This window comes from Pontivivens marinum, assembly GCF_900231835.1.
In the GTDB taxonomy this organism is placed as follows: domain Bacteria; phylum Pseudomonadota; class Alphaproteobacteria; order Rhodobacterales; family Rhodobacteraceae; genus Pontivivens; species Pontivivens marinum.
In genome coordinates, this window is the sequence record NZ_OCTN01000007.1 from 72,173 (window position 1) to 96,358 (window position 24,186).

At 58.8% G+C, this 24,186-nt stretch carries 26 protein-coding genes; 13 read left to right on the top strand and 13 right to left on the bottom strand.

Translation table 11 applies throughout. The features are described from left to right. Positions 1–27 precede the first annotated feature (27 nt). The 7 genes from CR254_RS14435 (at position 28) to xseA (ending at position 8,737) form a co-directional block, all read left to right on the top strand. Positions 28–1,083, top strand: coding sequence for a T6SS phospholipase effector Tle1-like catalytic domain-containing protein (locus tag CR254_RS14435; protein ID WP_097931194.1), 1,056 nt, complete (start codon positions 28–30; stop codon positions 1,081–1,083). Between the two features lie 71 nt (positions 1,084–1,154). Next, the gene (locus tag CR254_RS14440) at positions 1,155–2,600 is read left to right on the top strand and encodes a cobyric acid synthase (protein WP_097931196.1); all 1,446 of its coding nucleotides are present in this window, start codon (positions 1,155–1,157) and stop codon (positions 2,598–2,600) included. Between the two features lie 89 nt (positions 2,601–2,689). Beyond that, positions 2,690–3,484 carry a ribose-5-phosphate isomerase RpiA gene (rpiA, locus tag CR254_RS14445; protein WP_097931343.1) on the top strand — a complete coding sequence of 265 codons (795 nt, stop codon included), beginning with the start codon at positions 2,690–2,692 and terminating at the stop codon, positions 3,482–3,484. Between the two features lie 80 nt (positions 3,485–3,564). Next, a complete protein-coding gene (gor, locus tag CR254_RS14450) occupies positions 3,565–4,914 on the top strand; it encodes a glutathione-disulfide reductase (RefSeq protein ID WP_097931198.1) in 1,350 nt (449 codons plus the stop codon). A gap of 64 nt (positions 4,915–4,978) precedes the next feature. Further along, entirely contained in the window at positions 4,979–6,145 is a 1,167-nt protein-coding gene (hflK, locus tag CR254_RS14455; protein WP_097931200.1) for an FtsH protease activity modulator HflK, read from the top strand. Further along, complete coding sequence (gene hflC / locus CR254_RS14460) at positions 6,145–7,089, top strand: protease modulator HflC (RefSeq protein WP_097931202.1); 945 nt, start codon at positions 6,145–6,147, stop codon at positions 7,087–7,089. Before hflK ends, hflC begins: the two co-directional genes overlap by 1 nt. Positions 7,090–7,171: 82 nt before the next feature. Beyond that, the gene (gene xseA, locus CR254_RS14465; protein ID WP_097931204.1) at positions 7,172–8,737 is read left to right on the top strand and encodes an exodeoxyribonuclease VII large subunit; all 1,566 of its coding nucleotides are present in this window, start codon (positions 7,172–7,174) and stop codon (positions 8,735–8,737) included. Here the strand turns inward: xseA and CR254_RS14470 are convergent. Genes CR254_RS14470 through CR254_RS14485 form a run of 4 tightly spaced genes read right to left on the bottom strand, consistent with a single transcriptional unit; the run spans position 8,734 to position 12,157 of the window. Next, the gene (locus CR254_RS14470; RefSeq protein ID WP_097931206.1) at positions 8,734–9,123 is read right to left on the bottom strand and encodes a hypothetical protein; all 390 of its coding nucleotides are present in this window, start codon (positions 9,121–9,123) and stop codon (positions 8,734–8,736) included. The genes xseA and CR254_RS14470 overlap by 4 nt on opposite strands. Beyond that, entirely contained in the window at positions 9,120–11,255 is a 2,136-nt protein-coding gene (locus CR254_RS14475; RefSeq protein WP_097931208.1) for a thioredoxin domain-containing protein, read from the bottom strand. The genes CR254_RS14470 and CR254_RS14475 overlap by 4 nt, the downstream gene beginning before the upstream one ends. Beyond that, entirely contained in the window at positions 11,255–11,671 is a 417-nt protein-coding gene (locus CR254_RS14480; protein ID WP_097931209.1) for a hypothetical protein, read from the bottom strand. Before CR254_RS14480 ends, CR254_RS14475 begins: the two co-directional genes overlap by 1 nt. A 21-nt stretch (positions 11,672–11,692) precedes the next feature. Further along, positions 11,693–12,157: a hypothetical protein gene (locus tag CR254_RS14485; RefSeq protein ID WP_097931211.1), complete on the bottom strand. Its 465-nt coding sequence runs from the start codon at positions 12,155–12,157 to the stop codon at positions 11,693–11,695. Positions 12,158–12,249: 92 nt separating this feature from the next. Between CR254_RS14485 and CR254_RS14490 the strand changes: the two genes are divergently transcribed. Beyond that, positions 12,250–13,941: an NAD(P)H-dependent oxidoreductase subunit E gene (locus CR254_RS14490; RefSeq protein WP_097931213.1), complete on the top strand. Its 1,692-nt coding sequence runs from the start codon at positions 12,250–12,252 to the stop codon at positions 13,939–13,941. Between the two features lie 217 nt (positions 13,942–14,158). On the opposite strand, the gene CR254_RS17940 is transcribed toward CR254_RS14490, so the two are convergent. Both CR254_RS17940 and CR254_RS14495 read right to left on the bottom strand, forming a co-directional pair. Then, the gene (locus tag CR254_RS17940) at positions 14,159–14,542 is read right to left on the bottom strand and encodes a hypothetical protein (protein ID WP_145996754.1); all 384 of its coding nucleotides are present in this window, start codon (positions 14,540–14,542) and stop codon (positions 14,159–14,161) included. 273 nt (positions 14,543–14,815) lie between these two features. Continuing rightward, on the bottom strand, positions 14,816–15,988 hold the full coding sequence (locus CR254_RS14495) for a MalY/PatB family protein (RefSeq protein WP_097931215.1): 1,173 nt from the start codon (positions 15,986–15,988) through the stop codon (positions 14,816–14,818). A gap of 109 nt (positions 15,989–16,097) precedes the next feature. On the opposite strand from CR254_RS14495, the gene def (CR254_RS14500) reads away from it, so the two are divergent. Both def (CR254_RS14500) and def (CR254_RS14505) read left to right on the top strand, forming a co-directional pair. Next, entirely contained in the window at positions 16,098–16,610 is a 513-nt protein-coding gene (def, locus tag CR254_RS14500) for a peptide deformylase (protein ID WP_097931216.1), read from the top strand. Next, the gene (def, locus tag CR254_RS14505) at positions 16,610–17,113 is read left to right on the top strand and encodes a peptide deformylase (protein ID WP_097931218.1); all 504 of its coding nucleotides are present in this window, start codon (positions 16,610–16,612) and stop codon (positions 17,111–17,113) included. The genes def (CR254_RS14500) and def (CR254_RS14505) overlap by 1 nt, the downstream gene beginning before the upstream one ends. 21 nt (positions 17,114–17,134) lie before the next feature. Here the strand turns inward: def (CR254_RS14505) and CR254_RS14510 are convergent, their stop codons facing one another. Next, positions 17,135–17,884, bottom strand: a complete 750-nt coding sequence (locus tag CR254_RS14510) for an MBL fold metallo-hydrolase (protein WP_219618025.1) — start codon at positions 17,882–17,884, stop codon at positions 17,135–17,137. Positions 17,885–18,004: 120 nt separating this feature from the next. On the opposite strand from CR254_RS14510, the gene fmt reads away from it, so the two are divergent. Both fmt and CR254_RS14520 read left to right on the top strand, forming a co-directional pair. After that, positions 18,005–18,916 (top strand): methionyl-tRNA formyltransferase, encoded by a 912-nt coding sequence (gene fmt / locus CR254_RS14515; protein ID WP_097931222.1) that lies wholly within the window; start codon positions 18,005–18,007, stop codon positions 18,914–18,916. Positions 18,917–18,919: 3 nt separating this feature from the next. Further along, on the top strand, positions 18,920–19,177 hold the full coding sequence (locus tag CR254_RS14520) for a hypothetical protein (RefSeq protein ID WP_245851660.1): 258 nt from the start codon (positions 18,920–18,922) through the stop codon (positions 19,175–19,177). A 2-nt stretch (positions 19,178–19,179) separates the two neighbouring features. On the opposite strand, the gene CR254_RS14525 is transcribed toward CR254_RS14520, so the two are convergent. From CR254_RS14525 to CR254_RS14540, 4 genes are read right to left on the bottom strand one after another with little or no spacing between them, the layout of a single operon-like run. After that, the gene (locus tag CR254_RS14525; RefSeq protein ID WP_245851662.1) at positions 19,180–19,800 is read right to left on the bottom strand and encodes a trimeric intracellular cation channel family protein; all 621 of its coding nucleotides are present in this window, start codon (positions 19,798–19,800) and stop codon (positions 19,180–19,182) included. A gap of 34 nt (positions 19,801–19,834) precedes the next feature. Next, positions 19,835–20,290: a ribonuclease HI gene (rnhA, locus tag CR254_RS14530; RefSeq protein WP_097931226.1), complete on the bottom strand. Its 456-nt coding sequence runs from the start codon at positions 20,288–20,290 to the stop codon at positions 19,835–19,837. After that, complete coding sequence (locus CR254_RS14535) at positions 20,283–21,311, bottom strand: GFA family protein (RefSeq protein ID WP_097931228.1); 1,029 nt, start codon at positions 21,309–21,311, stop codon at positions 20,283–20,285. The genes rnhA and CR254_RS14535 overlap by 8 nt, the downstream gene beginning before the upstream one ends. Beyond that, complete coding sequence (locus CR254_RS14540; protein WP_180956026.1) at positions 21,308–21,760, bottom strand: DUF3429 domain-containing protein; 453 nt, start codon at positions 21,758–21,760, stop codon at positions 21,308–21,310. The genes CR254_RS14535 and CR254_RS14540 overlap by 4 nt, the downstream gene beginning before the upstream one ends. Before the next feature lie 380 nt (positions 21,761–22,140). On the opposite strand from CR254_RS14540, the gene CR254_RS14545 reads away from it, so the two are divergent. Next, positions 22,141–22,578 (top strand): hypothetical protein, encoded by a 438-nt coding sequence (locus CR254_RS14545; RefSeq protein WP_097931232.1) that lies wholly within the window; start codon positions 22,141–22,143, stop codon positions 22,576–22,578. On the opposite strand, the gene ispH is transcribed toward CR254_RS14545, so the two are convergent. After that, entirely contained in the window at positions 22,579–23,526 is a 948-nt protein-coding gene (ispH, locus tag CR254_RS14550) for a 4-hydroxy-3-methylbut-2-enyl diphosphate reductase (protein WP_097931234.1), read from the bottom strand. 65 nt (positions 23,527–23,591) lie between these two features. Next, positions 23,592–24,131 carry a LabA-like NYN domain-containing protein gene (locus CR254_RS14555; protein ID WP_097931236.1) on the bottom strand — a complete coding sequence of 180 codons (540 nt, stop codon included), beginning with the start codon at positions 24,129–24,131 and terminating at the stop codon, positions 23,592–23,594. Between the last annotated feature and the right edge of the window lie 55 nt (positions 24,132–24,186).

A 24,186-nucleotide genomic window follows, 5' to 3' on the forward strand; every position in this document is an offset into this window, starting at 1 on the left:
CAGGCGCGCTTGCGATCCCTTGCCAAAATGTCAGATCGCACGCCCAGAACGCATATTGTTATCATCGACGGCACGTTTTCACGGCTGATCGAAGGGCATGAGACGAATGCGGGCCTGACCTATCGCTTGCTTGAGGAAGTTGGCCAAACGGTCGAGCAATCGGTTAGCTATCACCCCGGTGTGCAGGGGCAGGGGTGGAGTAAGTGGCTGGCCGCCGCTGCCGGACTGGGCATCAACGAGGCAATCGCCGAGGGATACGCCACGCTTGCCTCACGCTATCGCCCCGGTGATCGGATCGTGCTGATGGGCTATTCGCGAGGGGCCTATGCTGTGCGCAGCCTTGCGGGGTGGATCGGGCAGGTCGGATTGCTAAAGGCGCAGCACGCCATGCATCGGCGGGTACTGCGATCGTTCCGGTATTACGAATCCATGACCCGCAGTTATCAGGCGATGCGGTTTTCCCAGAAATATTGCCATCAGGACGTTCATATCGAAATGGTGGGCGTCTGGGATACGGTTAGCGCGCTGGGGCTGCCCTATCCGTTGTTAAACCGGCTTGCGCCGATGGTGACGGATTTTCACGATGATCGCGTCGGGGACGGGGTGAGCCATGCCTTTCAGGCCTTGGCCATTGATGAAACGCGCGCCGCCTATGACCCGATCCTGTGGCATCCACGGCCCGATTGGCCGGGGCAAATGCAGCAGATGTGGTTTGCGGGCAATCACGGTGATGTTGGCGGGCATGTCTGGCGGCATCCCGATGCGCGCCCGCTATCGAATATTCCGCTGGTCTGGATGCTGAACCATCTGGAAAATTGCGACGTTACCCTGCCCGAGGGCTGGCGTGACCGGTTTCCAACCGATCCGTTGGCCCCCTCGGTCGGGAATTGGCGAGGCTCGGCCAAGCTGTTTTTGTTCCGCATTCGCCGCTTGATACAGCCTGAGGCCGCGCAGCAGATACATCCGACAGTCAGCGAGCGTATTCGCAACCTGCGCGGATATCGCCCGCGGGGTGAACTGGGCGCGCCGGTAAACCTTGCCCTGCGCGATGATGTTGCCGATACCCCTGAAACCGCGCCCTGAGGTGTTGCATCACCGGCCTTGGATAGTCATTGCTGAACAGGTTGTAGCACCAGTTAAGAGGGCCGCGCGCGATGGGTAAGGCAGTGATGGTGCAGGGCACCGGATCGGATGTTGGAAAGTCACTGATCGTGGCGGGTTTGTGCCGTGCTTTTGTTCGGCGGGGCCTGCGGGCTATGCCGTTCAAGCCACAAAACATGTCCAACAATGCCGCCGTTACCGCCGATGGTGGCGAAATCGGGCGTGCGCAAGCGTTGCAAGCGTTGGCCTGTAAGCAAGCGCCCTCGGTCCACATGAACCCGGTGTTGCTAAAGCCCGAGAGCGAAACCGGCGCGCAGGTAGTTGTGCATGGTAAGGTCGCATTCCGTGCGCAGGCCCGTGCCTATGCAGATCGCAAGGCGGAATTGTTGCAGGCCGTTGCCGATAGCTTCACCCAGCTCAAGGATACCGCCGATCTGGTGATTGTGGAGGGGGCGGGGTCGCCCGCGGAAACCAATTTGCGGGCGAATGACATTGCCAATATGGGCTTTGCCCGCGCACTGGATGTTCCTGTGATCTTGATGGGGGATATCAATCGCGGCGGGGTTATCGCGCAGCTTGCCGGCCATGCGGCGGTGATGGAGGCGGGCGATAGGGCGCAGATCGCGGCCTTTGCCGTGAACAGGTTTCGCGGTGATGTCAGCCTGTTTGATGAGGGCGTGCGCGATATTGAGCGTTTCACCAACTGGCCCAGCGTTGGCGTGATTCCGTGGTTTTCTGAGGCGTCGAAACTACCGGCGGAGGATGCTTTGGGCATCGCGTCGGGCGGGACCGGCAGTTTGAAAATCGCGGTGCCTATGCTGGCGCGGATTGCGAATTTCGATGACCTCGATCCGCTAAAGCTGGAGCCCGGTGTGCAGGTCGTAATGGTTCCGGCTGGTCAGCCGCTGCCGGGGGATGCGGCCTTGGTGATCCTGCCCGGCTCCAAAAGCACGACGGGTGATTTGGCCTTTCTGCGCGAACAGGGCTGGGACATTGATCTGGCGGCGCATTTGCGACGGGGCGGTCATGTTCTGGGGATTTGCGGCGGCTACCAAATGCTGGGCCAGTGGATTGACGATCCTGATGGTGTGGACGGCGTTGCCGGACAGGTCGAGGGGTTGGGCCATCTGGATGCACGTACGACAATGCAACCGGTCAAGCGTTTGGGGCAGGTCCATGGCACCTTGGCGGGTGGAAATGTGCCAGTTACCGGTTATGAAATCCATATGGGGCATACTGATGGCCCCGATTGCGACCGGCCCGTTTTGATGCTGGACGGGCGGCCCGATGGGGCAACCTCGCGCGATGGGCGGGTTAGCGGCACCTATCTGCACGGGTTGTTCACGGATGACGCCTTTCGCGCGGCCTATCTGGCGCGGCTGGGGCATCAGGCCAGCGATCTGGTCTATGCGCAGGTTATCGAGGATGTTCTGGACCGATTGGCCGATCATCTGGAACGCTGTATGGATTTGGACGCGATTGCGGCAATTGCGCGCTAAAGGCCCTGTAGGTGAAGATTTTTGCATGGCCCCCTCGCGCCGCGCAACTTGGCTGATATAAGGTCGTGAACCACTGTGCCGGAGATAGCCTGATGAACACCCTTACACCCGCTGATCGTGCGAAATATGCGGCGTCCCGTGCGGCCCTGTCATTGGTCGAGCCGGATATGAAATTGGGATTGGGCACAGGCTCTACCGCGAACTGGTTTATCCGCCTGCTGGGCGAACGCATTCGTGTGGATGGTATCAAGCTGTCGGCGGTTGCGACCTCGGACCGCACTGCCGCCTTGGCCCGTAGTGAGGGGATCGAGGTGATTGAGCTGGACGCAGCCGGATGGCTGGACCTGACCATTGATGGTGCGGATGAGGTTGATCCCGCACTGAACCTGATCAAGGGCGGCGGCGGCGCACATTTGCAGGAAAAGATCGTGGCAACTGCCTCTGACCGCATGGTTGTCATCACGGATGATAGCAAGCTGGTCGATACTTTGGGCGCATTCCCATTGCCGGTTGAGGTGATCCCGCTGGGGTGGACCGCCAGCCGTGCAATCATCGAGGAGATGCTGGAGCAGATTGACGTGGACGGTCGTGAGGTGACGCCACGCATGAACGGTTCGGAACTGTATCGCACGGATGAGGGGAACCATATCCTCGACCTGCACCTGAAACGGATCGGTGATCCTCACCGCCTGTCGCCGCTGCTGAACCAAGTGGCCGGTGTCGTGGAAAACGGATTGTTCCTGGGCGTCGCGGATCAAATCATGGTCGGCTATGATAGCGGTCAGGCCCATCTGCTTGAGGAAAATGGCGTAATGCGTCCCGTTTCCTTTGCCGATGGTATCGACGAACAGGCATTCATTAAGCGGGTCATGTCACAAGATTGAGATGACACGTTGTACGGTCGTTAGGGCATAATACCTGTCGAACCAAATTATAGCGCATACCCCTACAGGAGCTACATTCTATGAGCGATTTTGACTTCGATCTATTTGTGATTGGTGGTGGATCGGGGGGGGTGCGGGCCGCGCGGATCGCTTCGGAATTAGGGGCTCGTGTCGCCATCGCCGAGGAGTATCGCTATGGCGGCACCTGCGTTATTCGGGGCTGCGTTCCTAAAAAACTGATGGTTTACGCATCGCGCTTCGCCGAAAGCTTCCACGATGCAGCCGGTTATGGCTGGAGCGTCGAGGCGCCGAAATTCGACTGGCTCAGCCTGCGCGGGAATATCCACGCGGAACTGGACCGGTTGGAGGGGATTTACCGCCGTAACCTCAGCAATGCGAATGTGAACGTACTGGACGGTCGGGCCACGATTGTGGACGCCAATACGGTTGAGATGGACGGCGTGCGCCATACCGCTGGGCGCATATTGGTCGCCGTTGGCGGCACCCCCTTCGTTCCGAATATTCCGGGACATGAGCATGTGATGATCTCGGACGATATGTTCCTGATGGACACCATGCCGGACAGTATCGCTATTGTCGGCGGTGGATATATCGCATGTGAGTTTGCAGGCATCCTCAATGGTTTGGGGGTCAAGGTTGACCTGATCTATCGCTCTAGCCAGATTTTGCGCGGCTTCGATAATGAGGTCCGTGACCACGTCGCGCAGGAAATGTCGAAGAAGGGCATCAACATCCGCACCGATTGCGATGTGGAGCAGGTCGAGAAGACCGAGACAGGCGTAAAACTGCATTTCACTGGTGGCACCACGGCTGACTATTCGGGTGTGATGTATGCAACGGGCCGCGTTCCCAACACGCACAGCCTCGGGCTTGAGGCGGTTGGCGTTGAAACCGGCAAGAATGGCGCGATTTTGGTAAACGATCAGTCGCAAACCAATGTTGAGACGATCTATGCTGTTGGCGACGTGACCGACCGTGTGGCCCTGACTCCAGTTGCGATCCGTGAGGGGCAGGCTTTTGCCCAGACGGTTTATGGCAATATGCCAACACAGGCTGATTACGATCTGATCCCGACGGCGGTCTTTACCCAGCCAGAAATCGGCACTGTCGGTTTGAGCGAGGAAGACGCCCGCAATGTGGGTGAGATTGACGTCTACAGCACCAGCTTCCGGTCCATGGGTCACATCATCGGCAATCGGGACGAACGGATGCTGATGAAGCTGATTGTCAGCCGTGCTGATGACAAGGTTCTGGGCTGTCATATCGTAGGCGAGGCTGCTGGCGAAATGATCCAGATGGCCGGTGTCGCGATCAAGATGGGCGCGACCAAGGCTGACTTTGATCGCACCGTCGCCGTTCATCCAACTGCGGCAGAAGAACTCGTTACTCTCAAGACGCCAACGCGTTAGGTTGATAACGACCGCGTGAATACACAATTTATGCACCAAATGCGTATAACAGACAGGACACATGATGCCCTATAACGACAATTCCGGCGGACCCTGGGGTAAAAAGGGAAACGACCGGGGTGATAATAAGGGGAGCGACGACCGCAATCCTTGGGGGGGCGGCAACCGCCCTAATAACGGTAATGGGCAGGGACCAAATAACGGTCAGGTGCCCGATATCGAGGATATGCTGCGCAAGGGCCAGGAACAGTTTAAGGTTCTGATGGGCGGACGCGGTGGTGGCACCGGCAGCGGTGGCACCGGTGGCGACGGCGATGGACCATCCGGCAAGCTGATCTTCGGGATTGCTGCTGTGCTGGGTGCGGCCGCGTGGTTATATGCATCCGCCTATACGGTGCAGCCCTCGCAGCGGTCGGTGGAACTGACGCTGGGTCAGTATTCCTCGACCGGTGGTCCGGGCCTGAACTTCGCGCCGTGGCCGATCGTTACGCATGAAATCGTCGAAGTGACGAACGAGCGGATCGTCAATGTCGGAACGGGCACACGTCCGGGCCGTGGTGATGATGGCTTGATGCTGACCGGTGATGAAAACATCGTCGATATTGATTTCGAGGTTGTTTGGAACATCAACGATCCGGCGGCTTATCTGTTCAACCTGCGCGATCCAGAGGGCACAATCTCGTCCGTGTCTGAATCCGCAATGCGTGAAGTGATCTCGCGTTCGCAGCTCGCGCCGATCTTGAACCGTGACCGTGGTATCATTTCGGCCGAAGTGTCCGAACTGATCCAGCAAACGCTGAACAACTATGACAGCGGCATCTCGGTCGTTCGTCTGAACTTTGACCGTGCTGATCCGCCAAATGACGTTATTGATGCCTTCCGTGACGTTCAGGCAGCGGAGCAGGAGCGTGTTACCGCCCAAAACCGTGCGGATGCATATGCAAACCGCGCCTTGGCCGAGGCCCGTGGTGAGGCTGCTCAACTCTTGCAGCAGGCCGAGGGTTATCGCGCACAGGTCGTGAACGAGGCTGAAGGTGAGGCCGCGCGCTTCCTGAGCATCCTGACCGAATATCAGGGCGCCGAGGAAGTGACACGCAAGCGTCTGTATATCGAGACGATGGAACGTGTTCTGGGCGATGTGGACAAGATCATCATCGACCAGCCAGAGGGCGGCCAGGGCGTCTTGCCATATCTGCCACTGAATGAACTCCGTCGTGGGGGAACCAACTGATGAACCGCATCACTATTGCTATTTCAGGTGTTGTCCTGCTGGCCGTACTGGCCCTGTCCTCGATCTATGTCGTTGATGAACGCCAACGTGCGCTTGTTCTACAGTTTGGTCAGATCAAGGCCGTTAAGGAGGAGCCGGGTCTTGGCTTCAAGATCCCGTTCATCCAGCAAGTGGTCTATTACGACGACCGTATCCTAAGCCTCGACACGGAATCGCTGGAGGTGACGCCTCTGGATGATCGCCGCCTTGTGGTCGATGCGTTTGCGCGTTGGCGTATTTCGGATGTTGAGCGTTTCCGTGAGCGGACCGGAACCGATGGCGATTTCGCTATCATCTCGGGTCAGCAGCGGCTTGTCACGGTTCTGAACTCTGCCTTGCGTGAGGTTCTGGGTTCCGTGAACTCGAACACCGTTCTGTCGGCTGACCGTGTTGGCCTGATGAACCAGATTCGGGATCAGGCAGCGCGTGAAACGGTTGAGCTGGGTATTGAGGTCGTAGATGTTCGCATCAAACGCGCTGATCTGCCTGAGCAAAACCTTGAGGAAACCTTCAACCGCATGCGCGCTGAGCGTGAGCGTGAGGCTGAGGACGAACGTGCACGTGGTCAGGAGGCCGCATTACGCGTGCAATCCCTCGCCGATCGTACCGCGGTTGAACTGCGCTCCGAGGCACAGCGTGACAGCGACATCATTCGTGGTGAGGCTGACGCGGCACAGAACCGGATATTTGCCGATGCATTCGGTCAGGACCCTGAATTCTTTGCGTTCTATCGTTCGTTGAGCGCGTATGAGGCAGCCCTGAACGGCGATAACTCCACGTTGGTGATTTCGCCGGATAGCGAGTTCTTCGAGTATCTGAACGGCGATCAGTACGAGGGCAGCGCACGGGCCGAGGCCGGAACCCGCCCTGTTCGGACCGACGTGGTTACTCCAGCTGAGCAGTAAGCGCGGCTAATTGCTAAATTTAGGGGCGGGCCTGTCGGGTCCGCCCTTTTTCGTCCTGCTGCACCACGATAAGGTCAGGTCCATGAGCGATCTTTTTGACGATGATGAACCCGGTGCCGGTGGCAATGCGCCAACGGTCACGATCTCCGAACTCAGCGGTGCGGTGAAGCGCGCGATTGAGGGCGGCTTTGGCCATGTGCGGGTGCGGGCAGAGGTGGGCCGAGTGTCGCGCCCCCGTTCGGGCCACGTTTATCTGGACCTAAAGGATGATCGCGCCGTTCTTGCATCCATCATCTGGAAGGGTGTGGCGAGCAAGCTGCGCACCCAGCCTGAGGAGGGGATGGAGGTTATCGTCACCGGTAAACTGACAACCTTTGCCGGTCAGTCCCGTTACCAGATGGTGATTGAAAGCTTGGCCCCCGCAGGCGTCGGCGCGCTGATGGCGATGCTGGAAAAGCGGCGTAATGCCTTGGCGGCGGAGGGGCTGTTTGATGCGGAACGCAAACGCGCTCTGCCGTTCCTGCCAAAGGTAATCGGTGTGGTCACATCGCCATCCGGCGCCGTAATCCGCGATATTTTACACCGCCTGCGCGACCGTTTCCCGCGTGAGGTGCTGGTCTGGCCCGTTGCCGTACAGGGCGAACGTTGCGCGGCAGAGGTCGCTGCGGCCATTCGCGGATTCAACAATTTAGCACCCGATGGGCCGATCCCGCGCCCCGACCTGCTGATCGTTGCCCGTGGTGGCGGTTCGCTTGAGGATTTGTGGGGCTTCAATGAGGAGATCGTGGTGCGTGCCGCGGCGGACAGCCAGATCCCCCTGATCTCCGCCGTTGGGCACGAAACAGATACGACGCTGATCGATTTCGCCTCGGACCGTCGCGCGCCAACGCCGACGGCAGCGGCGGAGATTGCAGTGCCGGTTCGCGCCGAATTGCGCGCCGCACTGGCCGCGTTGGATGAGCGTCGGATCGCAGGTATGGCACGTATTCTGCGCGACCGTGGGGATCGTGTCCGTGCGGCGGCGCGGGCTCTACCACGGGCGCAAACTCTTGTATCGGACCCGCGACAGCGACTGGATCGGGCGGGGGACAGGTTGCCAACAGCATTGGGCCGCATGGCTGATCGAAAGCGACTGGCATTGACGCAAGTTGCATTTGATCCGGCACGGTTGGTGGCGCACTTGGCTGAACCCCGTGCAAAGCTGCGGAATATGTCACTGGGTCGCGCCATTCTAAAGGGATTGAGCGACCGGCAGGATCGAGTGAAGCGCGCGCAGCTACGGCCCGCGGGCCTGATCCGCATGGCCGAGGAGCGGCGCAGCCTGACCACGCAACAGGCACAACGCCTACACCGTGCGGGCGCGCGTATTTTGCCGGATCGTGCGCGGGCGCTGACCTCGCTGGGGCGCACATTGGAGACCTTGAGCTATCATGAGGTGCTCAACCGTGGTTTCGCAGTGGTGCACAGGGGGGATGAGCTGATTAAGAATCCCAATGCGCTTTCCGCTGGTGATACGCTGTCTATCACCTTTGCCGATCACAAAACTACAACCGCGCGGGTTGAGGGGCAGGCGGCATCAAAACCGCGAGCCGCAACCAAGGCACCACGACCATCATCCAAGGATAGCGGGCAGGGCAGTCTGTTCTAAACCGATCCGACCGGATCGCATGTCACTGGTTTGTCGTCTATTCCGGCCAGATCCAGTACGGTTGCGTTGCCCAGTGAGGTGATCCGCATCTTCAGGCTGCCATCTGGAAAGCTGAACGTGGACCAGCAAAATTGCTGTGGATCGCCCTCATATACAAAGCACAATGCGCTGCCGCGAACCGTGACTTGACCGTGCAGGCATTGGCCAAATGCGTCACGCAGCACAACCTGCGAGCGGGATAGGAATTGTTCCCGTCCAACATCCTGCCCGCCGGCGGCATATTGCAGGGTGCGCCCCTCAACCATGTCCAGCACATCCTCGGGCGGGACTACATCCTGCGCGGCGGCAGGCGTGGCCAGCAATAGGGCGATAACGAACCGGATCATTGTAGGCGAAACTGCGCTGTTACGGGCAATAGGCATTCCGAACCGGAACAGGGTTGGAAGGTGACTGATATGCTGTCCTGCATCTGTGTTAGCGGCATGGACAGGGTGCCCGTCCATGCCAGCTTTCCATCCAATGTGACCGGGTCGGGCCATGCGGTCTCGGCACCGGTAAGGCTCAGAGGGACAAGCCCATCCTGCCCATCGGCGGCTAGGGTCCACCCATCGGGAATGGTTAGCTCCAGCATATAGCCTGTCCGATCGTTGCGCAGATGCAGCGTGATTTCGCCAATGCGCCGGTAGCGCTCCGTCGCGCCCTGATCCAGCATTGAAGCTGCGCGCAGGGTGTCGAGGCGGGCCAGCGGCATTTCCGCTATTCGCCCAGAAACGGCGTCGCGCAGGGCGGCGGCGCGGGCATCCCGTTTCGGGTCAGGCATTGCCTGCGATAGCAGGGCCAGCAGTTCCAGCGCGGACCCCTCACCCGATGGCGTTGCGCCGTCCTCCGTTTCCAAAACAGGGCCAAGCGGCCCATCGGGGCTGAGCGCGAGCCGATCACCGGATGCGAAGCGTTCCAGCATGATCTCAGCGATTTCACCCGCCTGCACCACGCGGTTCAGGGACAGGGCAGCCAGCCCCAGCCATGCGTAATCGGACAAGTTTGCATCCTCACGTCGCCGCCCGTCCATATCGAGACGTGCAAGCTGATGCAGCGGTCCTAACCGCGTAATGCAGGCATCAAAGGCACGGTTCGCCGCATCAATCCAATCGGGCCGTGCCATAGCCTGCCCCGCCTGCGCCATCGCGCGGATCATCAGGCCGTTCCAGCCGCCAATGACCTTCTCATCCCGTAGGGGGCGGATGCGCGCATCGCGGCGGATACGCATATCGTCCAGTGCGGGATCGAGGCGAGTGATATCCACAGAGGTATTGGGTCGCAGATGGGCAACCGGACCTGCCTCCAGCGTAGGTTTCTCGCGCAGGCCCAAGGTGGCAATCACCCACTCATCTGCGATTTCGGACGGAGACCAAACGTAAAAGGCCCCTTCCTCCAGCGCGCCGGTATGGTCGAGGCTATCCGCATCCTCCGCCGAATAGAACGCACCATCAGGGGCGGTCATGTCGCGCAGCACATATTCGATGCAGCGGGCCACCGCGCGCGCCATCATCGGATCATTCGTGATGTGCCAGCCCTGAACCAAGGCACGGGTCATCAGCGCCTGATTATACAGCATCTTCTCAAAATGCGGGGTGCGCCAATTCACATCGACGGTATAGCGGTGAAAGCCGCCACCCACATGATCGTGGATACCGCCGGCAATCATCCCTTGCAGTGAGCCGAGAGCCATATCTCGCGCAGCGGCATCACCGATGCGGTGCCAGTGATCCAGCAGGAACAGCAGGTGTCCCTCCTGCGGGAATTGGGTGCCGTGGGAAAATCCGCCCTCAGCCGCGTTATACATTTGAGACAGATCGGTTAGCGCTGCGGCGGGGGCTTGGGTCAGCGCAGTTGTCGGCGCGGTTTGCGCGGGAATGCGCGCCATTGCGTCGGACAGTTGGGTGGCCACGCTATCAAACTGTTCGCGCTGCTCACCGGCCCAGCCCAGTTTGATCGCGCCCAGAACCTGCATGAACTGTGGCTTGGGGAAGTATGTGCCAGTGTGGAAGGGCCGCCCGTCTGGCATCAGCCATAGCGAGTTCGGCCAACCGGCGTGTCGGTGTTGCAGCATCGTGGCGAGGATATAGACCTGATCCACATCGGGGCGCTGTTCACGGTCCAGCTTGACCGGAATGAAGCCTGAATTGAGCAGAGCTGCGACCTCCTCATCGTCAAAGCTTTGCTCCTCCATCACATGGCACCAATGGCAGGTGGCATAGCCAACGGATAGGAAGATGGGCAGGTCTAGCGCCTGCGCCTCGGCCAATGCCTCGGGTCCCCATGGCCGCCAGTCCACCGGATTATGGGCATGCTGCACCAGATAGGGCGAGGCTTCCTCGATCAAGCGGTTGGTATAGCGCGGGGCGCTGCCGTCCATCAGGTGGGTGCGCGGCTGATAATCAGGCCCGCGGGCAATCAGCGCTGCATCTAACTGGGCCTGAAGTACGGGATCACGCTGAACACCGGGGGGCTGGGTCATTAGGATATTACTCCGGGGCTGCAGGAGAACCCGCCGCCGACCAGCGTGCCCTCTTGCGTTTCGTCGGGGATCGGGGTGCCGTCACTCTCAACCGAGGGGAAGCTGAGCAAGCCGTCACCCAGATCAATATGGCGCGCACAAACCAGCGAGTTGGGCCAAGCAAAGCAATAGGTCTGATCCTTATAGGTCCAACGCCCATCCTGACAGTTGCCTGCCGCGTCCTCGTACCGCACGGATTGCCCGTCTGGCAGATAGAATTCGCGCCCGATATATTCACCATTCACGGTGTAGTGGACAGAGTTGCCCAATGCCCGCTCCAACCATTCTAAACGGGGAATATCGCGTGGTTCTGTTGGGTTGTCCTGCGCCGCAGCGGGCAGGACAACCAGGCACAAGCTTAGAAATAGCGGACGCATGGGATACTCCAGAATAGTCGGTTAGCTGGTCACGGCGGGACCACAGCTCAGCGGTATAGTGACGATTTGTTCCACGCTCTGTACGGATTGCAACGTGGGGGAGCCATCTGCCTCAACGTTTAGAATCTGCACCCCGTCATCGGTTTCGACATGGCGAAAACATGACACGGAATTGGGCCAGATATAGCAATAGGCGGTTATATCCTCGCGGTACGTCCACTCGCCCTCCAGACAGGTGCCACTGGCATGCTGGAACACAACGCTGCGGCCATCCGGTGCGTAATATTCGCGGCCAAATGGTGTGCCGTCTATCGAGTAATAAACGGTGCGGCCTATGGCACGCTGAATCCATTCCGCGACAGGGATATCGCGCATCACTGCGGGCAATTTGCTGTCCTGTGCTGCGATTGGTGTAGCGCTGGCCAATGCGATGGCCAGTATCGTGCCACCGATTGTGGTGCATAGTCGCTGATCCGAAACCTGCATGTCGTCTTGTCCCCCGTCGAGCGCCGCTTTTGCACTGTCATGAATGAATATGCCGTCCTACTGTCTGTCATGCAATGCAGGGGAGGTGGGCAATGGCTCCGCTCGACGAACGTAAGGGTGTGTGGAAATCTGGGCGAGGCAAAGGGCGCGCGACGCCCAAGGGCCGCCAGTACGAGGATGGCGCATTGGCCGATATCCGCGCCCTGCTGGGGGATGCGCCACGCCGGTCCGATCTGCTGATCGAGTTTCTGCATTTGATACAGGATCAATACGGCCACCTGTCCGCCGCACATTTGCGTGCCTTGGCCGAGGAAATGCGCCTGTCGCAGGCCGAGGTTTACGAGGTTGCAACCTTCTACGCCCATTTCGACGTGGTAAAGGAGGATGAGGTGTCGCCCCCCGCGCTGACAATTCGTGTATGCGATTCCCTGTCATGTGAGCTGGCCGGTGCGCAGCAACTATTGAGCGCCTTGGATGACGGCATGAATCCCGATGAGGTTCGGGTTCTGCGCGCCCCCTGCATGGGCCGCTGCGATACCGCGCCGGTGCTGGAACTGGGCCACGCCCATATTGACCACGCCACCGTGGCAAAGGTTGAGGCGGCGATCGCTGCCCGCGAAACCCATGCGACCATTCCCGATTACGAAACCTTCGCGACCTATCGCGCGGCCGGGGGGTACGATGTTCTGACAGCTTTGCGCGGCGGGTCCAAAACGCCGGATCAGGTGCAGGATGAGGTGCTGGAATCTGGCCTGCGCGGGATGGGTGGTGCGGGTTTCCCGTCCGGTAAAAAGTGGAGCTTTGTCCGTGCGGCTGATGGACCGCGCTACCTCGCCGTGAATGGGGATGAGGGGGAGCCGGGAACCTTTAAGGACCGCTATGTGTTGGAACGGACGCCGCATACATTCCTTGAGGGGATGCTGATCGCCGCGTGGGCTGTTGAGGCGACAACCTGCTACATTTACATGCGTGATGAATATCCTGCCGTGCTGCATATCCTGGCCGAGGAGATCGCCGCGCTGGAGGACGCAGGCATTGTCGAGGCCGGTTATATCGACCTGCGCCGCGGTGCCGGTGCCTATATCTGCGGCGAAGAATCCGCGATGATCGAAAGCATCGAGGGCAAGCGTGGTCTGCCGCGTCACCGCCCGCCATATGTGGCGCAGGTCGGTATCTTTGACCGGCCTACATTGGTGCACAATGTCGAAACCTTGCACTGGATCGCGCGCATCTGCCGCGAGGGGGCAGGGGTCTTCGCTGATTATGGCATTAACGGGCGCAAGGGGATGCGCGCCTATTCCCTGTCCGGTCGCGTTGCCAATCCGGGCGTTTATATCGTCGATGCGGGGCATACCATAGCCGAGCTGATCGAGCTGGCCGGCGGCATGGCTGAGGGGCATGAATTCTACGCCTATCAACCCGGCGGCCCGTCATCGGGGCTGCTGCCTGCCAGCATGGCGGATACTCCGCTGGATTTCGACACCTTGCAGCCGCACGGAACCTTTATCGGATCGGCAGCTGTGGTCGTGCTGGGACATCAGGATCGCGCCCGTGATGCTGCGCTGAACATGCTACGTTTTTTCGAGGATGAAAGCTGCGGCCAATGCACGCCCTGCCGTGTGGGCTGTGAAAAAGCTGTGAAGCTGATGCAGGCGGAAACGTGGGACGGCGCGTTGCTGGAGGAGCTTTCCACGCTGATGGTGGATTCCAGCATTTGCGGTCTGGGACAGGCGGCGCCCAATCCTATCCGTATGGTGCTAAAGCATTTTGCAGATGAGGTTTAAATACTAATATCCACTGTAAGCTGGGAGGGCTGCCGCCCGTTTCTGAAGCCGTCCCGTACTATAGCACGATCTCTATGAGCCTATCACGTGGGAGCTAAGTATGCCTTTTTAGGTCCTACCCTTACTCGACGTGCTAGAGGTTAAGGACGAAATACGGGGAGCTGCAATCTCCCGTAGTCAGTTATTCTTGCGGCTGCACCGATCAAACTTTGGCTTCCTAGAAGAAATCGTAGGCTATGTAGTTTGGACAAGTACCGGCATCTCGATTGAATGCCGGAGAAAATACAGCTAACGCATTTGTCATAGCGCATGCCAAGGCGACGCATGCAATCGTCCGCACAAGCACACGTATCGTCATGGCTGGGATGGTGGCAATCGACGGACCAAAGATGTTCCAAACGACCACCCTCCCTGCAAACAGATAGCACGCAGCGACAAACGTCACCGGTCCCCATGCAGACCAAAGCGTACTGTTAGGCACACAACTTAAGTATTTTCCGATATAACCAGCAGATACGATGGCCAGAGCGATGACCCCAGCGGCCTTCAAAAACATGTCGCAAATCTCGGTAGCTGTTGGCTCTTTTGTGGTTTGTGACATCCGTTCCCTCGACTGATGCGGCCCCGTCACGCAGCAGATTGGCATTTAAGTAGAGGTGGCTTCAAGTTTCCACCCTATATAGGAAGACTAGTCTGCCAAAGTCGGTAAGAGGGTATCAGCTCTCAAGTGGGTTGACAGGATCAGGCGATCTCGTTGAACGCTCGGTAGTGGGAAGTAGAAAACGGACGGCAGTAATCTACCGTCCGTATTCTACAACTCGGAATGGCCTTCGTTCAGCCGATTGCTCTTATTTTAAGGGCTATGTGGGCCGGATCACTGCAAGTCGGCAAAGGCCTTTTGCACCCGCTCTACCGCCTCAACAATCAGGGCGCGGCGCGTTGCGACGTTGAAGCGCAGATAGGTTTCGCCGCCCTTGCCAAAGGTCACGCCGTGGTTCGGGGCGACCTGTGCCTCGGTCTGTACACGGCGCTGAATCTCGGCTGGCTCCATTCCGGTGCCGGAAAAATCAACCCAGCACAGATAGGTGGAGCCCAGCGTCATTGCCTGCACACCGGGGATCGCGCTTAGGCCTTCCTCCAGAATACGGCGGTTTTCGTCCAGATAGGCAATCAGCTCGTCCAGCCATTCATCGCCATGGGAATAGGCGGCGGTCGTCATCAACATGCCGAAACGGTTGGGCGATGCGCCTGCGGCCAGATGGGTCTTGGCAAATTTCGCGCGCATGTCAGCATCCGCGATGATGACGTTGCCTGTCATGCCGCCGGCAAGGTTGAATGTCTTGGACGCTGCGGTCAGCGTGATCAGACGGTCGGACAGTTCGGGCATCAGTTTCGCCAGAACATGGTGCGTTTGGCCGGAAAACACCAAGTCGTGGTGAATCTCGTCGCTGATCAGGATCAGGTCATGTTCAACACAGAAGGCAGCGATGGCGCGCAGCTCAGCCTCGGTCCAGACGGTGCCGCCCGGATTGTGGGGCGAGCACAGTATGACCATCTTCACGCCGTCAATAAGGGACGCGGCGAGGTCTAGGTCGATGGAATAGCGCCCATCCTCGATCCCCATCTCACACTCAACAACCTTACGGTCATTGGCGTTCACCATCTTGGCAAAGGCGTGATAAACGGGCGTGAACAGCATGATGCCATCACCGGGCTGCGTGAATGCTTGCAGGCACAGACCAACACCGGCGACCAGACCATGCGTTGTGGACAGCCATGCCGGATCAACATCCCAGTCGTGGCGACGTTTCATCCAGCCGATGATTGCATCCTTGTAGGGTTTGTCATTCGCGAAATAGCCATACACGCCGTGCTGCACCGCAGCTGCTAGCGCGTCATTCACGGCCTGTGGCGGTTTGAAGTCCATATCCGCGACCCACATCGAAATGCCTGTATCGGGCGATACGCCGTACAAAGCCTCCATCGCGTCCCACTTGGCGGAGTGGCTGTTGCGCCGGTCGATGATTTCGTCAAAATTCGCGGACATATTGAGACTCCTTGTCGTTTTCGTCAGATTAGACCCGCGAACCATGAGGGCAAGTCTGGTATTGTACCCGCAATTGCACCTTTGCGCAGCTTGGCCTAAGTGAACGCCTATGATCAGACCTATCCTAATCCACCCCGACCCTCGCCTGAAAAAGGTCGTGCCATCCGTGGCCGATTCTTCGGATGCGCTGCGCAAACTGGCTGACGATATGTTGGCCACAATGTATGATGCGCCGGGCATTGGCCTTGCTGCGCCGCAAATCGGCGTGATGAGCCGCATCTTCGTGATGGATTGCGCGGATAAGGACGAGGCACCAGCGCCCATCGTCATGCTGAACCCCGAGATCACAGCCGAATCCGAGGAACTGGGCGTGTACGAGGAGGGCTGCCTGTCCATCCCCGACATCTATGCCGAGGTGACGCGCCCGTTGGAGGTCAGCATGCGCTGGCTGGACCTGAACGGCGAAATCCAGCAGGCGGATTTTGGCGGCTTGCAGGCAACATGCGCGCAGCATGAATTGGACCACCTGGATGGCAAGCTGTTCATCGATTACCTCAGCACGGTGAAACGCTCGATGATTACGAACAAGATGAAAAAGCTCAAACGAAGCTTGGCCTCCTGATGGCGCGTCGTCCGTTCCTGCAATGGCCCGACAAACGCCTGCGCACCCCCGCGGTCAAGGTTGACGCGATCACGGATGAGGTTCGCGCGATCTGGGACGACATGCTGGACAGTATGTACGCCATGCCGGGTGTTGGCCTGGCAGCGCCGCAGATCGGTCAGATGATGGCGCTGGCTGTTGTTGATTGTTCCCCCGGAATGGATCAGCCGGTTCGCATGGCAAATCCGCGCATTCTGCATCAGTCAGGGCAAATGCGTGAGCATGAGGAAGCCTCGCCCAACCTGCCGGGGCTGTCGGCCACGATCTCGCGCCCACGGGCGGTGACTGTCGCGTTCATGGATGAAAACGGGGATGAGGTTGAGCGGGATTTTGTCTCGCTCTGGGCAACATCGGTGCAGCATCAGATCGACCATCTGGACGGTAAGGTCTTTGTCGATCGGCTGGGACCGGTAAAGCGGAAAATGCTGCTGGCCAAGCATCAGAAAAACAAACGGCGGGGTTAAATCCCCCGCCGCTTTCGGTGCTTAGTCGTACCACGCGCCGCGCAGAACCTCGGAGTTATCGCCGACGAGCTGAGTGAAGGCGTCAATGTCGCTCTCGCCGTAGTGGTACGGGAACACATAGGTCGGCTGGAACTCCGCCACGGCACTGGCCGCTGCATTGATATCCATCGTGTAGGGCAGATTCATTGGCAGGAATGCAATGTCGATGCCTGTTAGGGCGCGCATTTCAGGGATGTCCTCGGTATCGCCTGCGATATAGACCGTCTTGTCGTGGATGCTGAGGATATAGCCGTTATCACGCCCCTGCGGGTGATAGCCTAGGCGTTCCTCGGTCAGGTTATAGGCGGGGATGGCCTCAATCGGGTAATCGCCGATCATGCCTGTATCGCCATTCGCCATGACGGTCGCGCGGGACTGGAATTCCTCCAGCGCGTCATAAACGGTCGGGTTCACGATGAAGGTCGTCTCATCACCGGCCAGCCCACGCAGTGTCTCCATGTTGAAGTGATCGCCGTGGTGATGCGTGATCAGGATCACATCAGGTGTCGGCGCATCGGCATAGAGCGATGGCTCGCCCACCGGATCAACATGGACGACCAATCCGGGAACCTGCATGATAAAGGACGCATGATCGATTGGTTTGATCACAATCGGCCCACCGGCGCTGTCAAACGTGAACGGCTCCGCATGGCCATCTGCCATCACGGCATAGGGCAAAAAGGTAGTAGCGCTGAGTGCCGCAGTAGTGGCGAGAAAGCTGCGTCTGTCCATGATATGTCCTGTCATTGTGGCTTCTGCCAGTAACGTAGTACATGGGGCGTGAATGTCGCGCGCTACGGTCCTGCCGGTGATACGTGACACGATGATTTTGGATAGTGCGTGAGGTGCGATATGCGGCTGATCTTTATGGGAACGCCCGATTTTTCAGTAACAGTGCTGGATGCGCTGATCGCGGCGGGTCACGAGATTGTGTCTGTCTATACCCAGCCGCCACGGCCAGCGGGGCGCGGAAAAAAGGATCGCCCGACGGCTGTTCACGCCCGTGCCGCAGATCTGGGCCTAGATGTCCGCCATCCACGCAGCCTGCGCGGCGCGCCGGAGCAGGCCTATCTGGCCGCGCTAAACGCCGATGCCGCTGTGGTTGTTGCCTATGGCCTGATCCTGCCACAGGCGGTTCTGGATGCGCCGCGATTGGGGTGCTTTAACATCCACGCTTCGCTGTTGCCGCGTTGGCGCGGTGCGGCCCCGATCCAACGGGCGATCATGGCGGGTGACGCGGAGAGTGGTGTTTGCATCATGCAGATGGATGCGGGCCTGGATACCGGTGATGTTCTGCTGCGAGAGGCGACTGCGCTGACCGCACATGATACCGCCGCGACGTTGCATGACCGCTTGGCCGAGATCGGCTCGCGCCTGATGGTTGATTCGTTGGAAGCCCTGCCAAACCTGACGGCTGTGCCGCAGCCGGCTGAGGGCGTGACCTATGCCGCCAAAATCGACAAGGCTGAGGCGAAGATCGATTGGTCGCAACCGGCGGAGCATGTAGATCGCCAAATTCGCGGGCTGGCCCCGTTCCCCGGCGCATGGACGATGCACGGTGGAAAGCGGCTGAAATTACATCTATCCGCGCTGGCCGATGGCACCGGTCCAGCGGGAACGGCGCTGGATGATGAGCTGACTATTGCATGCGGCACAGGGGCGGTGAAACTGATCCGCTTGCAGCGAGAGGGGCGTGGAGTGCAAGATGCAGGTGAATTCCTGCGCGGCCATCCCATATATGCAGGCAACACATTAGGAGATTGATCGTTGTTTTTCGCTTTTTTCGGATCATTGATGCTCGGCGGTATCGTCGGTTACGCGGCGGAGCGGATGGGCTTTACGCATAACGGATATATCCCCTCCATCATCATCGCGATTGGCGGGGTTATGCTGTTCTTTATGATCCGCATCATGTTCGGCATCAGCTTTGGCAGTAACGGGCTGAACGCGATTATTTCGGCTGCGGGCGCATTGATCCTGATCCCGACCGAGGCGGCGTCACGCTCTCGGAAACGGCGCAAATAGCGTTACTGGCGTGGGGGCGTACTGCGGTAAACCGGTGCGCGCCAGCCCAATGCCAGTGATCCTGCGCGGATTGTGAACGTTACGATCGCGCAGGCCAGAGCCGCGAAGAGGGGGCTGCTGGTCGCCATATAGACCACGACGTTCAGCGCCGCACCGGCCAAAGCGGCGGTCGCGTATAGATCGCGTGCTTTTAGTACCAGTGGCACCTCGTTACAGACCACATCCCGCGCCAACCCGCCCATGCAGGCGGTAACCATGCCCATGATGAGCAGGACGGGCCAGTCAAAGCCCATGCCGCGCGCCACGGCCACGCCCACGGGCACAGCCACGGACACGGCCAGCGCGTCCAGCCAGATCAGCGTCTTGATACGGCTTTCCAACCGGTGCGCCGTGAAAAAGACGAGGATTGCAGCCGCTGTCGCAACGGCCACGTAGCGCGGGTCCGCAATCCAGAACACAGCATCACGGTTCAGCAAAACGTCGCGGGCCGTACCACCGCCCATCGCTGTCAGGCAGGCGATAAAGACAAAACCGACCAGATCCAACTGCGCACGGCTGGCCGTCAACGCGCCGGTCAGCGCGAAGATAAAGACCGATAGCAGGTCCAGCACGCTTACCAGCATGAGGTGATCCATTCTGTTGAGTGCGTGGCAGCGATCATTTCTTTTTAAACGGCTCCATACCCGCACGGGCCAGCTCATCTGCGCGCTCGTTTTCGGGGTGGCCGGCATGGCCCTTTACCCATTCCCACGAAACCTGATGCCGCTGCTGCGCCTCGTCCAGACGCTTCCACAGCTCCTCGTTTTTCACGGGTTTTTTCGCGGCGGTTTTCCAGCCATTGCGTTTCCAGCCGTGAATCCACTTGGTCAAACCATCTTTGACATAGGAGGAGTCGGTGACGACAGTAACCGCTGCGGGCCGTCCTAGGGTTTCCAGTGCGCTGATCGCGGCCATCAATTCCATGCGGTTATTGGTGGTTTGCGGGTCGCCGCCGGACAGTTCACGTTCCTTGACGATTTCTGCGCCGTCTTTGGCTTGCAGCAAAACGCCCCAGCCGCCGGGGCCGGGATTGCCGGAACATGCGCCGTCAGTATAGGCAAAAAACTCAGCCACGGGTGGCCTCCACGTATAGGTTTGCGGTGGGGGTGCCGTCGAAATTGGTGCCCTCACCCTGTTCAACGGATGTGACAGTAAAGCCGCCATGTTCCAGACGCCGCCGGATTTCGGCCTCGGTGTAATAGGTGTATAGACGGCCCTGCTGATCGCGGACGGCACCTTCGCCCTGCTTTAGGCCCAGATACAGTTTTCCACCGGGGGTCATCGCGTCATAAATCCGGCGCAGATGGTCGGGCATTCTGTCGCGTGAGGCGTGCAGCAGGCTGAAAAACGCCCATACCGCGTCAAAGCTTGCCTTCTCGGCCAACTCACCAAAATTTATGACCTCAACATCAACGCCGTGGCGCGATTTAGCCTCATCCGCCAATCCGCGTGATCCATCCATGGCCCGCGCTGCAAAGCCACGCCGCAGCATCTGCGCCGTTGCCCAGCCGATGCCACAGCCCAGATCCAGCACGCGGGCACCATCTGGCAGGCCATCCAGCCATGCTGTCAGGCGGGGATGTGGTTCGTCACGTTGCGAATAATCGGCATAGCTGGCGGCGTTATCGTCATAAAAGGCCAAGGTACGCCCGCGCCGCCAATCGGCCCATGCACGCCGTAGCTCATCATGAGTTTCGGGTTGCCCCGTATAGGTCGGCACGTCTGCTAGCAATGAAACCCATGGTTGGGCGGAGTCCGTCCACAGTTCTGCACTTGGCACCAGATCATGACCGGCATCCAGCGTGCCTGCCTTGATCGAGATATAGTCGGTGCCCTGCGCGGCGCGATGCATCAGCCGTGTGCCGCAGTTTGGGCAGAAGCTACGAATAACCTTACGACCGCTGGTGGCAATGTCGTGCCATTCCGCCATGTCGCCCTGCCATGTAACCTCATCAGGTGCGACGTATAGCGACAGGCCAAAGGCGGACCCGCTTTGACGTTGGCAGTCGGTACAGTGGCAGCGGGCATAGCCCAGCGGCTCACCTGTGATTTCGTAGCGAATGGCGCCGCACTGGCATCCTCCGGTCAGGCTCATGCAAATGCTCCGATCATTAGGCAAAGGGAAACCACGATAGTCAGAGGGATGCGTAGGCTCAACCACCACCAAACCACAATGGCGCGTCGCGCATACCAGCATTCGATCAGAAGCAGCCCTGCAAAGGCGTATACGAGGACGGCACACGAACGTGACGGATCGTTAGACATCGCAAACAGCAAAGCCAACACTGGCGCGATAGCCAGACCCAGTTCAATCCAACCCGGTTTTCGGCCATGGCGTGATGCAAAACCCCATAGGGAACCGGCCAGAAAGCACAGTATCATGGTGCCGTAGAGCGACAATAGCGCACGCCCAGCGCTCACGCCCCCATCGAACCATCCGATTTGTGGCAGCGTATCAGGTGCCAGTATCGCCAACGCGCCGACAATAAACGGGATCAGCCCGATCATCGAGATGACAAGCGCAGGTCTGGGTATGTTGGACATTGCGTGCCTCCGTGATTTCGCCCCTTCGCTACACGCAGGTTGACGCATGGACAAGTACCGCAGGGAGGCTTCGCTGCGGCATCTACTTTGATACATGCGACAGAATCGCATGATTGCCGCTCAACCTGCACGAGCAGCACCTAGCCATTTCCGAGCGTTTCCCGCTCTTTGTACGGTGCAGAAAGTGCCCGCTGAACCCCGCGAGGTTAGGACGCTAATACTTTGGGGTAGGTGCTAGTTCTTTCAGAGGCTCCCGCTATGCCAAGGCCGTGTGACGTTACGTGAAAACCCCAACTAAGGTGAGTTTAAGAGAAACGAATAAGCCTTCCGGCCCCCCCCGGAAACGTTCGCCCTCTCAGGTAAAATGCGGGAAGAGTACAATGAAAACGATTATGACTGGTATCTACAAAGGCGCAGCAACCCTGTTGGCAGCAGGCCTGATCTCCGGCTGTATGTCTGAATCCATGATGGCGGCGATGGAGGAGCAGGGCAATTCATTGCACGCGCTGTACTTCTCGCAGCAACTTCCTGATACCGCCGCACAAATTCGTTATCGTTTGGTTGGCAATGGACGCGGTGGTTCGCAGCTCTGCGGTTACACAGATGCAAGCACCTCCAACGATCGTACGCTTGCTGCGGATATGCTGGATCACGGCAAGCTGACCCTGGCTGGGCGTACCTATGACGTCGATATGACACCACTTGCTGCTGCACGTGAGCGTTGCGTAAACACCGACGTGGCATGGGATTTCGATCTGCCGATGCATGAGATGGATCTGGGTGTTTCTGATGCCAGCGTTTACGCCTACGTTGAGTGATCAGGCGGTCGCGCTGCGTAAAACGCGCGGCACCTTGAACTCAACATTTTCCTGAGCGGTTTCGATAATCTGCACAGTTACGTCATAGCGGGCTTTGAACGCGTCAACGACTTCCTCAATCAGGATTTCAGGCGCGCTCGCCCCGGCGGTAATTGCGAGGGAGGAGATGCCATCAATAGCGCGCCAATCGATTTCAGCTGCGCGCTGCACCAATTGTGAATAGGCACATCCGGCGCGCGATCCCACCTCGACCAAGCGTTTGGAGTTGGATGAGTTCGGCGCCCCGATCACCAGCAATGCATCGACCATCGGCGCGACGGCCTTTACCGCCTCCTGACGATTGGTGGTGGCGTAGCAGATATCCTCTTTGTGCGGACCAACAATCCGCGGAAACCGTGCGTTCAGCGCGGCTACAATCTCGGCCGTGTCATCCACGCTAAGGGTCGTTTGGGTAATGTAGGCCAGTTGTTCAGGATCGCGCGGTGACAGAGTCGCGACATCAGCAGGCGTTTCAACCAGCAGAACCTCACCATCCGGCAGTTGGCCCATCGTGCCGATTGTTTCCGGGTGACCAGCATGCCCGATCATCACCATTTGCAGGCCGTTGCCGTGGTGGCGTTCAGCCTCGATATGGACCTTGCTGACCAGCGGGCAGGTTGCATCCACATATAACATTTGCCGCGCCTCTGCTGCGGCAGGAACGCTTTTCGGGACGCCATGCGCCGAGAAGATTACGGGGCGATCCAGCGGACATTCGTCCAGTTCCTCGACAAAAATAGCGCCCTTATCCCGCAGCCCGTCCACGACGTATTTGTTGTGCACGATTTCGTGGCGGACATAGACTGGAGCCCCCCATTTTTCGAGGGCCATTTCCACAATCTTGATGGCGCGATCAACGCCTGCGCAAAATCCGCGTGGCGCGGCGAGGTAGATGGTCAGGGGCGGCATCGGCGTCTCCGTAATTCGCTGCTGTTTATATAGCGTGCTGCGGAGGGCAGATAAACCGGCGCGGATCAATCTTCGGCGCGAGGGGGGCGCCCAATGACGTCTTTTAGTTCCTCAAGTTCGATAAAATTATCGGCCTGTCGGCGCAATTCATCGGCAATCATTGGCGGCTGCGATCGTATGGTTGAAACAACCGACACGCGCACGCCCTGACGTTGCATCCCTGCGACCAGCGGCTTAAAGTCACCATCACCGGAAAATAAGACCATATGATCGATATGCGGGGCCATTTCCATGGCATCGACACTAAGTTCGATGTCCATATTGCCCTTTACCTTGCGTCGACCTAACGAGTCGGTGAACTCCTTGGCCGGTTTTGTGACCATCATGAAGCCGTTATAGTTCAGCCAATCCACCAGCGGGCGAATAGGTGAGTACTCATCGTTTTCCAGTAGGGCGGTATAGTAAAATGCGCGCAGCAATTTTCCGCGACGCATGAATTCGGTGCGTAACAGTTTGTAATCAATGTCAAAACCTAGCGCCTTTGATGCGGCGTATAGGTTCGCGCCATCAATGAACAATGCTAGTTTTTCGTCGCGGTAAAACATCTTATCTCCAATTCGGCAGATGTGTCCGCGTAAAAAAACGGGGCGGACTCCTTGT